The organism is Paraburkholderia sp. GW821-FHT02A12, from assembly GCF_059422005.1.
In genome coordinates this window covers 2,559,794-2,572,407 of sequence record NZ_JBWKWA010000001.1, presented here as the reverse complement: position 1 = coordinate 2,572,407, position 12,614 = coordinate 2,559,794, and the positions used below count along the sequence as shown (strand labels likewise).

At 62.2% G+C, this 12,614-nt stretch carries 9 protein-coding genes and 2 tRNA genes; 6 read left to right on the top strand and 5 right to left on the bottom strand.

The window, feature by feature from the left end; translation table 11 throughout:
• Positions 1 to 47: 47 nt before the first annotated feature.
• The 3 genes from AC07WT_RS11665 to AC07WT_RS11655 form a co-directional block, all read right to left on the bottom strand.
• The gene (locus AC07WT_RS11665) at positions 48 to 338 is read right to left on the bottom strand and encodes a hypothetical protein (protein WP_494947196.1); all 291 of its coding nucleotides are present in this window, start codon (positions 336 to 338) and stop codon (positions 48 to 50) included.
• Positions 339 to 725: 387 nt separating this feature from the next.
• Positions 726 to 1,340, bottom strand: a complete 615-nt coding sequence (locus AC07WT_RS11660; RefSeq protein WP_494947195.1) for a TetR/AcrR family transcriptional regulator — start codon at positions 1,338 to 1,340, stop codon at positions 726 to 728.
• Between the two features lie 52 nt (positions 1,341 to 1,392).
• Positions 1,393 to 2,853 carry an efflux transporter outer membrane subunit gene (locus tag AC07WT_RS11655; protein WP_494947194.1) on the bottom strand — a complete coding sequence of 487 codons (1,461 nt, stop codon included), beginning with the start codon at positions 2,851 to 2,853 and terminating at the stop codon, positions 1,393 to 1,395.
• A gap of 99 nt (positions 2,854 to 2,952) precedes the next feature.
• Between AC07WT_RS11655 and AC07WT_RS11650 the strand changes: the two genes are divergently transcribed.
• From AC07WT_RS11650 to AC07WT_RS11630, 5 genes are all read left to right on the top strand, one after another.
• On the top strand, positions 2,953 to 3,576 hold the full coding sequence (locus AC07WT_RS11650; protein ID WP_494947193.1) for a TetR/AcrR family transcriptional regulator: 624 nt from the start codon (positions 2,953 to 2,955) through the stop codon (positions 3,574 to 3,576).
• Between the two features lie 81 nt (positions 3,577 to 3,657).
• Positions 3,658 to 4,773 (top strand): efflux RND transporter periplasmic adaptor subunit, encoded by a 1,116-nt coding sequence (locus tag AC07WT_RS11645; RefSeq protein WP_494947192.1) that lies wholly within the window; start codon positions 3,658 to 3,660, stop codon positions 4,771 to 4,773.
• Positions 4,770 to 7,910 carry an efflux RND transporter permease subunit gene (locus tag AC07WT_RS11640; RefSeq protein ID WP_494947191.1) on the top strand — a complete coding sequence of 1,047 codons (3,141 nt, stop codon included), beginning with the start codon at positions 4,770 to 4,772 and terminating at the stop codon, positions 7,908 to 7,910. Before AC07WT_RS11645 ends, AC07WT_RS11640 begins: the two co-directional genes overlap by 4 nt.
• A gap of 73 nt (positions 7,911 to 7,983) precedes the next feature.
• Positions 7,984 to 8,790, top strand: coding sequence for an oxidoreductase (locus AC07WT_RS11635; protein WP_494947190.1), 807 nt, complete (start codon positions 7,984 to 7,986; stop codon positions 8,788 to 8,790).
• Between the two features lie 85 nt (positions 8,791 to 8,875).
• Positions 8,876 to 9,103: a hypothetical protein gene (locus AC07WT_RS11630; protein WP_494947189.1), complete on the top strand. Its 228-nt coding sequence runs from the start codon at positions 8,876 to 8,878 to the stop codon at positions 9,101 to 9,103.
• 167 nt (positions 9,104 to 9,270) lie between these two features.
• Here AC07WT_RS11630 and AC07WT_RS11625 read toward each other — a convergent pair.
• Both AC07WT_RS11625 and AC07WT_RS11620 read right to left on the bottom strand, forming a co-directional pair.
• Positions 9,271 to 9,357, bottom strand: a tRNA-Leu gene (locus tag AC07WT_RS11625).
• Positions 9,358 to 9,576: 219 nt separating this feature from the next.
• Positions 9,577 to 9,663, bottom strand: a tRNA-Leu gene (locus AC07WT_RS11620).
• A gap of 304 nt (positions 9,664 to 9,967) precedes the next feature.
• On the opposite strand from AC07WT_RS11620, the gene rnr reads away from it, so the two are divergent.
• On the top strand, positions 9,968 to 12,481 hold the full coding sequence (gene rnr / locus AC07WT_RS11615) for a ribonuclease R (protein ID WP_494947188.1): 2,514 nt from the start codon (positions 9,968 to 9,970) through the stop codon (positions 12,479 to 12,481).
• The last annotated feature ends 133 nt before the right edge of the window (positions 12,482 to 12,614 follow it).

The window sequence follows — 12,614 nt, the reverse complement described above, 5'->3', positions numbered from 1 at the left end:
GCGAAAACGGCGAGCAACACACCTCGGCATCAACCGCGGGCGATGGGTCAGGAGGCCTTTCGTTGGCTATCAACTTGACTACGACGTTGGCGCACCATAGCAAACGGGAAGTAGTTCATATCGCGATTAAGGCCTGTGCGCTCCGGCGCTAGCAGGCCGCCAAGCTTTCGCTGGCGCAAGACGGCGAGCGTCATCGGAAGCGTAGGGCCGTTGAAAAGTATGGATGTTGTTACTTTTTTGCGGACGAACTGCTCACAAACGGCACCGATTTTTCGAAAAAGGTTCATCAAGGGGCGAACAAGGTAAGCACAGTTTTCTATGATGAGCCGCGCGTGCATATGAGGAAATTCATATAAGCGGCCTACTGCTTGAAGTTCCGTGCGCCAAACGCCTGACCGAACTGCCGGGCTCGCTGCACTTCGTCGCTGTGCCACCCTTTCTTTCTCTCAGCGAACTTGAGGCAAGCATGACCAGAGCACGCCGGATGCTGCCGAGCACGCTGCGCGCGGATGCCCCGGGCGCCTTGCGGTCTCCAAGATCGCGTGGGATCCAATTGTGGGCGATATTCCCTGCGACATCGAGAACAACCATCGAGCCCAGATACTCAGCAGTTGCGCAGCGATCGAACGGCACTGCCCGATGCTGCCCAGGATCAGATGGCCGGCGTGAATCGCCGCCCAGGCAAGCGTCTGTAGAAGTGGCGGGAAGATCAAGCCGACCTTCACTCAGGACAATGAGCCGAAGAACATCCCCATAAAGACGTTGCTTAGAACTGCTTCGGCCGAAGCGCCCGGCAGCTCATCGGGCATCGTCATGGCGAAGTAGAGGACGCCATCTAGCAACGCGATGGTGGCGAGCGCGTGGTGGGCCGGAGAGCTTGGCAACTGAACATTAGCGCGCTTGCAGAACTGCTCGATGAAGGACGCGATCAGGTCGCGCTTTTCCAGGCACAGGGCGTTCATACGTTCTCGGAATTTCGCGTTACGCATGGCGTGCAGACGAGCCTCAGCCCAGATGACGTAATGGTTGTCGTCGCGATAGCATTGTGCGTACAACGAGGTGAGCTGCTTGTGTACGTCTTCGGTTGACGCGGCGACTAGCAGCTTCTGTAATTGTTCCCGGGTGTTCTGATGATCGAGACGGAGCAGTTCGACGAATAGGTCGCTCTTGTTGTTGAAGTTTGAGTAGAACGCGCCACGGGTATAGCCGGCCTGAGTGACGATGTCCTCCACGCTGGTCGCTGCCAGCCCTTTCCTGGCAATGCTCAGGGCCGCTGCGTCGAGCAGGCGCCGGCGGGTCTGTTCGCGGGCTTCCTCCCGGGTCAATCGTTTGCGTGGCATGCGAGTGGCGAAATTCCATGTTCCGTCTAAGGCGTTACGGGGCGTTCGATTGCTACTTGATGGCTACCGCCTCGGATTCGCGAGACTGCCAACCACCGCCGAGTGCCTTGAAGGCGGCGACTGCTGCACGTGCGGATTCCGTTTGCGCCTGTGCTCGCTCATCGGAGGCGCGTAGCAAGTTTTCGTCGGCTTGCAGGACTTCGATCAGGCTGACGACGCCTTTCTGATAGGCGGCGAACGAGGCCGCTCGCGCGCGGCCAAGCGAGTCCACGCCCTGGGCCAGGACAGCAGCCTGCTCCTCGCGTTTGACCAGTGCTGAAAAGGCGTTCTCCACGTCCTCAGTGGCGTGGAGTGCGGCAAGCCGATACGCTGCCAACATCTCGGCCTCCTGGCCCTTGGCCTGGTTGATCTGCGCATTGATGCGGCCGAAGTCGAACAGACGCCAGCGCAGACCCAATACGCCGGCCGCTTGATTGGCGCCGCTCGTGAACAGATTGCCGCTGGCCACGGAGGTCGCACTGCCGATCAGTCCATTCAGCGAGAGCTTGGGGTAGTACTCGGCGATGGCGACGCCAATACGTGCATTCGATGCGGCGAGACGTCGCTCGGCGACGATCAGGTCGGGGCGGCGCCTGAGCAACTCTCCCGGCGATCCGGTGGCCGCGATCTGCGGGGCGACCGGAATGTCGCGCGCTTCCATCAGTTCCGCCCGGTGCGTGCCGGGTTGCACTCCCACCATTACATCGAGTGCGTTCATCGCCGCCTCCAGGCCTGCTTCGAGGACCGGGACGGAGGCCCGAACCTGAGCAAGCGCGCCTTCGGCCTGTTCCACCTGGAGTTCGGCCGCCAATCCTTTGCCATACAGAAGATTGACGGTTGAAAGCAGGTCCTGCTGCGTCTGCACCTGTCGCCGGGCCACGTTCAGACGGGCTTGCAAGCCACGGATGGTGATGTAGATGTCGGCGGTTTGTGCCGCCACCGCCAATCGTGTGGCCGCTGCGCCGGCTTCCGAAGCCTGGTAGTCGGCAAGCGCCGCTTCCCGTCCACGACGCAGGCCTCCAAACACGTCCAGTTCCCAGCTGGCGGTGAGGTCGGCTTCGTATTGATTGCCGTAGCGGTCGAAACCGGGCGTCGAGTTCAAGACCCGCCCCAGGGGCGTTTCAACGGATTGGTACACTCTCGCTGCCTGGCCGCTGACGTTGCCGGAGGGCAGCAACGCGGCACTCGCCGCGCCAAGTCCGGCGCGTGCTTGTGCGACGCGAGCGGATGCCTGCGCGAGGTCGAGATTCTGTTCCAATGCAAGCGCGACGAATCGTGTCAGTTGCGGATCCCCGAAACCGGTCCACCACGTGGTGAGATCGGCACTGGCAGCCGCGTGCCGGTGAGCAACCGCGGCCTGGTCCTGGAACTGCTCCGGCATGGACACGTCGGGCCGGACGTAATCGGGGCCGACCGCGCAGCCCGTCAAGAGACTGGCGGCAATGAGCACAGCAAGGATGTGTTTGGGCGGCATGAGGATTTGTTCGCAATGGCACGGTAGTGACTATAATACCAAAAAGTCACTGGTTGTCCATTCCTGAGGCTGGCAATAAGCTGGCAATAAGCTGGAGCTATGAAACAAGCAATCACTTCCCCTGTCCCCATCCCAGCCCGCGGCCCGGCCGACCACGAGGTGCGCGATCAGATCGTTGTCGCCGCCACCGAGCACTTCAGCCGGTATGGCTACGAGAAAACGACCGTCTCTGACCTCGCCAAGGCGATCGGCTTCTCGAAGGCGTACATCTATAAGTTCTTTGAGTCCAAGCAGGCGATTGGCGAGATGATCTGTGCGAACTGCCTGCACGAGATCGAAACCGAGGTCAGAGCGGCTGTTGCGGAGGCCAACCTGCCGCCGGAGAAGCTGCGGCGCATGTTCAAGGTCTTCACTGAGGCGAGCCTTCGCCTGTTTTTTCAGGACCGCAAGCTTTACGAGATCGCCGCGTCGGCAGCCACTGAGCACTGGCAGGCCGTGCGTGCCTATGAAGAGCGCGTCCAGAAGCTGCTTCAGGACATCCTGCAGGAGGGCCGGCAGAGCGGGGACTTCGAGCGCAAAACGCCCCTGGATGAGACCGCCATGGCGATTTACCTGGTGATGCGGCCTTACCTTCATCCGCTACTGCTGCAGCACAGCTTCGATTACACCGATGCGGCGCCGGCGCATCTGTCCAGCCTCGTGCTTCGGAGTCTGTCCCCCTGAAATCTTGCGATTGTGACTATTGACTAAAGTGGTCACTAGAACCATAATGAAAGTCGTCATCACTTTGCCGATGGGACTTTCATGCGCTCGCGTCGCCTCGTTACCTCCACAGTCGTCTGTGCCGTACCGTTTGCGCTGGTCGCTTGCGGCGGCAAAGCCCCCTCCGATCCGCGAACCGAGGCGCCGCTGGTGCGTGCCGCCATCGTTCACAATGCGACCGTCGCATCGCGTTCGTTTACGGGAACCGTAGCCGCACGGGTGCAGAGCGACCTGGGGTTTCGCGTTTCCGGCAAGGTGCTCGAGCGGCTTGTGGATGCGGGGCAGACCGTCAAACGTGGCCAGCCACTCATGCGCATCGACCCCGTCGATCTGAAGCTTGCTGCGCAGGCGCAGCAGGAGGCGGTTGCGGCCGCGCGAGCACGGGCACAGCAGACGGCGCAGGATGAAACCCGCTACCGCGACCTGCGCGGCACCGGCGCGATATCGGCTTCGGCCTACGACCAGATCAAGGCGGCGGCGGATGCGGCCAAAGCCCAGCTCAGTGCGGCTGAAGCCCAAGCCGATGTGGCCCGTAACGCGACCCGTTATGCCGAGCTGCTAGCGGACGGCGATGGTGTCGTCATGGAAACGCTGGCCGAACCGGGCCAAGTCGTTAGCGCGGGACAGGCCGTGGTGCGCCTGGCCCACGCCGGGCGCCGCGAGGCCGTTATCCAGTTGCCGGAAACGCTGCGCCCCGAGATCGGTTCCGTCGCACAAGCCACGCTCTTCGGCAAGGAAGGCGTAAGCGTTCCGGCCACGCTCCGGCAGCTCTCGGATACTGCGGATCGCCTTACCCGCACCTTCGAGGCGCGGTATGTGCTGGAAGGGGAACTGGCCAACGCCCCGTTGGGCGCCACGGTGACGATCCAGATTCCGGATGCGCGCTCCTCCGTGCAAGGCGGCTTGCAGGTGCCGATGGGCGCCCTGTTCGACGCGGGCAAGGGACCGGGAGTGTGGGTCATCAACCGCGAGCCGGCAAAGGTGTCCTGGCGGCCTGTTGCGATCCAGCATCTGGATGACGACAGCGCACGTGTCATCGCTCAACTCCAGCAAGGTGACCGGATCGTCGCACTCGGCGCACATCTGCTGCACGAAGGCGAGCCGGTTCGGGTGGCAGGCCAAGCCGTTGCCACGGCGACTGAAGGAGTCCGTCCGTGAGCGAAGGCCGTTTCAACCTGTCAGCGCTTGCCGTGCGCGAGCGCGCCATCACCTTGTTCCTGATCTGCCTGATCTCACTGGCCGGGCTCGTGTCGTTCTTCAAGCTGGGCCGCGCGGAAGACCCGGCGTTCACGGTCAAGGTTATGACGATCATCACCGCGTGGCCTGGGGCCACCGCGCAGGAAATGCACGACCAGGTCGCCGAGAAGATCGAAAAGCGCATGCAGGAGTTGCGCTGGTACGACCGAACCGAAACCTACACACGACCTGGCCTGGCCTTCACGACCTTGACGTTGCTCGACAGCACGCCGCCGTCGGAAGTGCAGGAGCAGTTCTACCAGGCACGGAAAAAGATCGGCGACGAGGCGAGCAACCTTCCGGCCGGCGTAATCGGGCCGATGGTCAATGACGAATATGCGGACGTCACCTTTGCACTGTTCGCGCTGAAGGCGAAGGGCGAACCGCAGCGCCTGCTGGTGCGCGATGCGGAAACGCTGCGCCAACGGCTGCTGCATGTGCGGGGCGTGAAGAAGGTCAATATCATCGGCGAGCAGGCCGAGCGCATCTACGTACAGTTATCGCACGACCGGCTCGCGACGCTGGGCGTCAGCCCGCAGGACGTGTTTGCCGCACTCAACGGCCAGAACGCGCTGACGCCAGCCGGCTCCGTCGAGACCCACGGGCCGGAGATCTTCATTCGTCTGGATGGCGCATTCGACAAGTTGCAGAAGATTCGCGACACGCCGATCGTCGTGCAGGGCCGCACGCTGAAACTGTCGGACATCGCCACCGTCGAGCGCGGCTATGAAGATCCGGCAACGTTCATGATCCGCAACAACGGCGAACCCGCGCTGCTGCTGGGCATCGTCATGCGCGACGGCTGGAACGGACTCGACCTCGGCAAGGCACTGGACAGCGAAGTCGGCGCGATCAATCGCGAGCTGCCACTCGGCATGAGCCTGACCAAGGTCACCGATCAGGCCGTGAACATCAGCTCCGCGGTCGACGAGTTCATGGTCAAGTTCTTCGCCGCGTTGCTGGTGGTCATGCTGGTGAGCTTCGTCAGCATGGGCTGGCGCGTGGGCCTCGTCGTTGCCGCGGCCGTTCCGCTGACGCTGGCCGTGGTGTTCGTCGTGATGGCCGCGACCGGCAAGAACTTCGACCGCATCACGCTCGGCTCGCTGATCCTCGCGTTGGGGCTGCTGGTGGACGACGCGATCATCGCGATCGAAATGATGGTCGTGAAGATGGAGGAAGGCTACAGCCGCGTGGCCGCGTCGGCCTACGCGTGGAGCCATACGGCCGCGCCGATGCTGGCCGGCACGCTGGTGACCGCGGTCGGCTTCATGCCGAACGGCTTCGCACGCTCCACCGCCGGCGAATACACCAGCAACATGTTCTGGATCGTTGGGATCGCGCTGATCGCATCGTGGGTCGTCGCGGTGGTCTTCACGCCGTACCTCGGCGTGAAGATGCTGCCGGACTTCAAGAAGGTCGACGGCGGTCACGATGCGCTGTACGACACGCCGCGCTACAACCGCTTCCGTCAGGTGCTCGCACGCGTGATCGCGCGCAAATGGCTGGTCGCCGGGTCGGTCGTCGGCCTGTTCGTGCTGGCCATTCTCGGCATGGCGATCGTCAAGAAGCAGTTCTTCCCGATCTCCGATCGCCCCGAAGTGCTGGTCGAAGTACAGATGCCGTACGGCACTTCGATCTCGCAAACCAGCGCCGCCACGGCGAAGGTCGAAGCATGGCTTGCCGGACAGAAGGAAGCGAGGATCGTTACCGCCTATGTCGGCCAGGGCGCGCCACGCTTTTTCCTGGCAATGGGACCGGAGCTGCCCGATCCGTCGTTCGCGAAGATCGTGATTCGCACGGACAGCCAGGACGAACGCGACGCATTGAAGGCGCGACTGCGGGGGGCGATCGCCGACGGTCTTGTGCCAGAAGCACGGGTGCGCGTCACGCAACTCGTGTTCGGCCCGTATTCGCCGTTCCCGGTGGCCTACCGGATCGCGGGCCCGGATCCGGACAAGCTCCGTGATATCGCAGCCGAGGTTCAGCACCTGATGGCAGGCAGCCCGATGATGCGCACGGTCAACGCCGACTGGGGCACGCGCGCACCGACGCTGCACTTCACGTTGCAGCAGGATCGCTTGCAGGCGGTGGGGTTGACGTCCAGCGCCGTCGCGCAGCAACTGCAGTTCCTGCTCACCGGCGTGCCCGTCACTGCCGTGCGCGAGGATATTCGAACCGTACAGGTCGTCGCGCGCTCGGCCGGCGATGCGCGGCTCGACCCGGCCCGCCTCGGCGACTTCACGCTCGCCGGCGCGAACGGGCAGCGCATTCCGCTGTCGCAGGTCGGCAAGGTCGACGTGCGGATGGAGGAGCCGATCATGCGCTGGCGCGACCGCGTGCCGACGGTCACGGTGGGCGGCGATATTGCCGACGGTTTGCAGCCGCCGGACGTATCGGCTGCCATCACAAAGCAGCTTCAGCCGATTATGGCGAAGCTGCCGAGCGGCTATCGGATCGAGCAGGCCGGCTCCATCGAGGAATCGGGCAAGGCGACGACCGCGATGCTGCCGCTGTTCCCGATCATGCTGGCGATCACGCTGGTCATCATTATCTTCCAGGTGCGCTCGATCTCCGCGATGGTGATGGTATTCATGACCAGCCCGCTCGGCCTGATCGGCGTGGTGCCGACGCTGATCCTGTTCGGGCAGCCGTTCGGCATCAATGCGCTGGTCGGTCTCATCGCGCTGTCGGGGATCCTGATGCGCAACACGCTGATCCTGATCGGGCAGATTCACCAGAACGAACAGGCAGGGCTCGATCCGTTCCATGCAGTCGTCGAAGCCACCGTGCAGCGGGCGCGCCCGGTGATCCTCACGGCCATGGCGGCGATCCTGGCCTTCATCCCGCTGACTCATTCGGTGTTCTGGGGAACGCTCGCCTACACGCTGATCGGCGGCACGTTCGCCGGGACGGTTCTGACTCTGGTGTTTCTGCCGGCCATGTACGCGATCTGGTTCAGGATCCGGCCCGGCCATGCCGCCGGTTCGCGCCATGGCCGGCATGAACCGGCGCAGCCGGCGAAAAAGATGCTTGAGGACGTACTTGCTGCCAAGCGATGAGCCTTGACTGCAAAATCCATCGGGCGGCTGATCCGCTCTTTATCCCCATTCACCTGCATCGAAGGGAACTGTTATGTCGAATTCCAAAGTGGTCGTTGTGACGGGCGTGTCATCAGGTATCGGACGTGCCACCGCAGAGAAGTTTGTCAAACGGGGTTGCAAGGTATTCGGCACCGTACGCAACACTGCAAACGCACAGTCCATAACTGGTGTTGTGCTAATCGAAATGGATGTCCGTGACGACGCTTCCGTTCAACGTGGATTTCAGACCATCATCGCTCAGACCAAGCGCATCGATGTGCTTATCAATAGCGCGGGCGTGACCTTGCTCGGCGCGACGGAAGAAACGTCGCTTGCCGAGGCCCAGTCACTGTTCGATACCAACGTTTTTGGAGTCTTGCGCACCACACAGGCGGTACTGCCGCATATGCGCGCGCAGCGTTCGGGAAGAATCGTCAACGTTAGCTCTGTGCTGGGCTTCCTTCCAGCTCCGTATATGGGGCTCTATTCGGCATCCAAGCATGCCGTTGAGGGAATGTCTGAGACCCTGGATCATGAGGTGCGCAAGTTCGGAATCCGCGTGGTGCTGGTCGAGCCTTCCTATACCAAGACCAATCTGGATCTCAATGCGCCCCAGGCGGCGTCCAGGATCGCAGCCTATGACGATGAACGCGCCGTCGTGTCCCGCGCCATTCAAAAAAATGTCAACGAGGCGCCAGAGCCCGATGGTGTCGCAACGACGATTGTGGATGCCGCTTTGGGCGAGTGGAAAATGCGGCGCACGCCGAAAGGCCAAGCCACTCTCCTGAGCAAATTGCGTCGCTTCATGCCTGCGGGTCCCGTCGATGCAAACCTGAGAAAAACATTTGGGCTCTCGTGAAATCTCTTCCCGATTTCACGTCAACGCCAAAACGCAATGAGCTTTGTTTCTAAAGATCTGGCGCACCTCGTTATCGGAAGAACCTATGACCGTATCTGCTGATGCTGAAGGAAAGCTGGCTCTGCTAGCAGTCATGGATCGCGTGGCTCGGCTGAAGAGCCTGCGGTACTTCGTTGTCGGTGCGATGGCGCGCGACATCCTGATGTATCACCTCCACGGATTCCCTCTCAACCGCGCCAGTCCCGACATCGATTTCGCCATGGCCATCGAGAACTGGCCTATCGGGAAGGGAAAGATGCCAGGCGTGCGGTGAGTACGCTTCCATCAACTCGAACTTTCATGTACTCAAAAACGTACTCATTCGACGCCGGCTTATCGCGGAATGCGAGCACGTTTCAATGCGCCCGAAAAAGCAAAAAGCCCGCAAGAGCGGGCTTTATCGCGAACATCATTCAGCAAGCTGATCTGGATCTATTTTCTTGGTGCCCAGGAGAGGACTCGAACCTCCACGATGTTGCCACCGCTAGGACCTGAACCTAGTGCGTCTACCAATTCCGCCACCTGGGCACGTTTTCAAGCTAGACCGCTATTTTAACGGGATGATGCAGTGTGTCAATCCCTACTTGCAACATCGCTTCATCGAACCGTTCGGCTGTCGGACAGCGAAGCAAGTTCGCCAATCATCCACGACCGTCCTGCAAACTCATGATCCGAATATCAATCAATCCGATCACGAGCCTTCACACAAAAAGTAAAGCCGCCCGGAGGCGGCTTTACTTTTGAATCTGGTGCCCAAGAGAGGACTCGAACCTCCACAGTGTTGCCACCGCTAGGACCTGAACCTAGTGCGTCTACCAATTTCGCCACCTGGGCAGGTGATGAACAGCAAAGAACGCCATTATAGCGACAGATTCAGGGCTGTCAAGCGTTTCTCAAAACCCGCTTAACCAGCGCGGCAGCCAGACTGCACGCGGCTCGCGGCAACTATTGACGCGCCGCGTGGCGCGCTAGACGGGTGTTAGAATGCCTCGCAGTAGTTCGTTGGCACGGTGCACACGCCCGTCGGACTCAGACTTGAACGAGCCAGACCCGAGCAGTCATTCCAGTGCAATCGCAAGTGCAACTTGAGCGCAACCCAAGCGCTTCTTAAGCCGAGTCACATCGCCGACCGACGTCCATGCAACGAGAAAAAATCATCGACAAGCCCTTGAGCAAATTTCCGTATCCGATTCCAAGCCGCGAAGAAATCCTGGGCGTTTTGCGCACGAGTGAAGCGCCGCTTGCCGCGAACGACATCGCCGAAGCCTTGTCGATCAAGCGCCAGGAGCGCGAAGGATTTTTCAAGCGCCTCGGCGCCATGGAGCGCGACGGCCAGATCCGGCTCGATCAGCGCAATCTCTATCAGTTGACCCATCCGTCGAACTTCGTCGCCGGCCGTGTGCAGGGCCATCGCGACGGCTACGGTTTTCTCGTGCGCGACGACGGCCAGGACGATCTGTTTCTGCCCACCGGCGAGATGCAGAAGGTCATGCACAACGACCGCGTGCTCGCGCGCATTGTCGGCTATGACCGGCGCGGGCGTCCGGAAGGGCACATCGTCGAGGTCACGGATCGCGCCAACAAGCGTGTGATCGGGCGGCTGCTCAACGAGAACGGCGCGCTGATCGTCGCGCCGGAAGACAAGCGCATCGGTCACGACATTCTGATCACGCAGAACACCAAGAAAGCCAAGGTCGGCCAGGTGGTGGTGGTCGAACTGACCGATTTCCCGAGCCGCCATTCGCAGCCGCTCGGCCGCGTGGTGGAAGTGCTCGGCGATATCGACGACCCCGGCATGGAAATCGAAATCGCGGTGCGCAAGTACGGCGTGCCGCACGAATTCGGCCAGGCCGCGCTCGATGAAGCCGCCAGGCTGCCCGACGAAGTCCGTCCGGTCGACGCGCGTCATCGCATCGACCTGCGCGACGTGCCGCTCGTCACGATCGACGGCGAAGACGCCCGCGACTTCGACGACGCCGTGTACTGCGAGCCGATTCAGGTGGGCCGCGGCGAAGGCTTCCGCCTGATCGTCGCGATCGCGGATGTCTCGCACTACGTGCACCCGAAAAGCGCGCTCGATGCCGACGCGATCGAACGCAGCACCTCGGTCTATTTCCCGCGCCGCGTGATTCCGATGCTGCCGGAGAAGCTGTCGAACGGGTTGTGCTCGCTGAACCCGAATGTCGACCGTTGCGTGCTGGTGTGCGACATGATCGTCACCGCGCGCGGCGAAGTGAAGGGGTATCAGTTCTATCCGGGCGTGATGCACTCGGTGGCGCGGCTGACCTATACGGAAGTGGCCGCGGTGCTGAAGAACACCAAGGGCCCCGAAGCCGCGCGCCGCGCCGCCTTGCTGCCGCAGTTGCAGAATCTGTACGGCGTGTACAAGTCGCTGTTCGCCGCGCGTCAGAAGCGCGGTGCGATCGACTTCGATACCACGGAAACCTACATCGTCTGCAATGCGCAGGGCAAGATCGAGCAGATCGTGCCGCGCACCCGCAACGACGCGCACAAGCTGATCGAGGAGTGCATGCTGGCGGCGAACGTCTGCGCGGCCGACTTCCTCAAGCGTCATAAGCATCCGGGTCTGTACCGCGTGCATGCCGGGCCGACCGCCGAAAAGCTCGAAAACCTGCGCACTTTCCTGCGCGGCATGGGCCTGTCGCTCGGCGGCGGCGACGCGCCGCACGCGAGCGATTACGCCGCGCTGATGGCGCAGATCCGCGAACGGCCCGACGCGCAGATGATGCAGACCATGCTGCTGCGCTCGATGCAGCAAGCCGTCTATAGCCCGGACAACATCGGCCACTTCGGTCTCGCGTATGAGGCGTATGCGCACTTCACGAGCCCGATTCGCCGCTATCCTGACCTGCTGACGCACCGCGCGATCTACGCGATCCTGCAAGGCCGCAAGTATCAGCCGGAAGCGCCGCACGGCGTCGAGTTGAATACGGCGCTCTCGCCGCGAGCCCGCGCGATGCAGCAGGCCGACGAAGAAAAGCGCGGCCGTGCCCGTGCGAACAACGTTGCGATCTGGGAAGAACTCGGTCTGCATTGCTCGGCCAACGAGCGGCGCGCCGACGAAGCATCGCGCGACGTCGAAGCGTGGCTCAAGTGCTATTTCATGCGCGACAAGCTCGGCGAAGAGTATGGCGGGATGGTGAGCGGCGTGACGTCGTTCGGCATTTTCGTGCAGCTCGACGCGCTGTTCATCGAAGGCCTCGTGCACGTTACCGAACTGGGCTCGGACTACTTCCAGTACGACGAGATCAAGAACGAGCTGCGCGGCGAGCGCACCGGCATTCGTTATCGTCTGTCGGATCGTGTGCGGGTGCAGGTGAGCCGCGTCGATCTCGATGCACGCAAGATCGACTTCCGCCTCGTGCGCGATACGCCGATCAAGTCGCCGACAGGTCGTCCGGCGCCGGCCGACAAAGTTTCCGGCGAGAACGGCGGCGCGCGCGTGCGTCCGTTGCCGCCGGTTGACGGCATTGCGGGTGGCGCAGCCGGCGCGAGCGGGCGGCGCAAGAAGGCCGCACCGGCGCAAACCGCGGCTGTCAAGGAAGCGCGCGCCGCGCGCGGCGCAGCGAAAAAGCATGGCGGCGCAACGGCCAAATCGGCGTCGAAACCGCAGTCGCGCAAGAAGCGCTGAAGCCGCAGGGTGGTTGAACCGCGCGCATCGGGTACGTCGGCATGTACCGGTTGCGCGCGGTCTGCATTTCGTCTTGCCCCGCGTCGTACTGGGTTCGTACTCGGGCCGCATTCAGCTGGCATTCGGGTTGCAC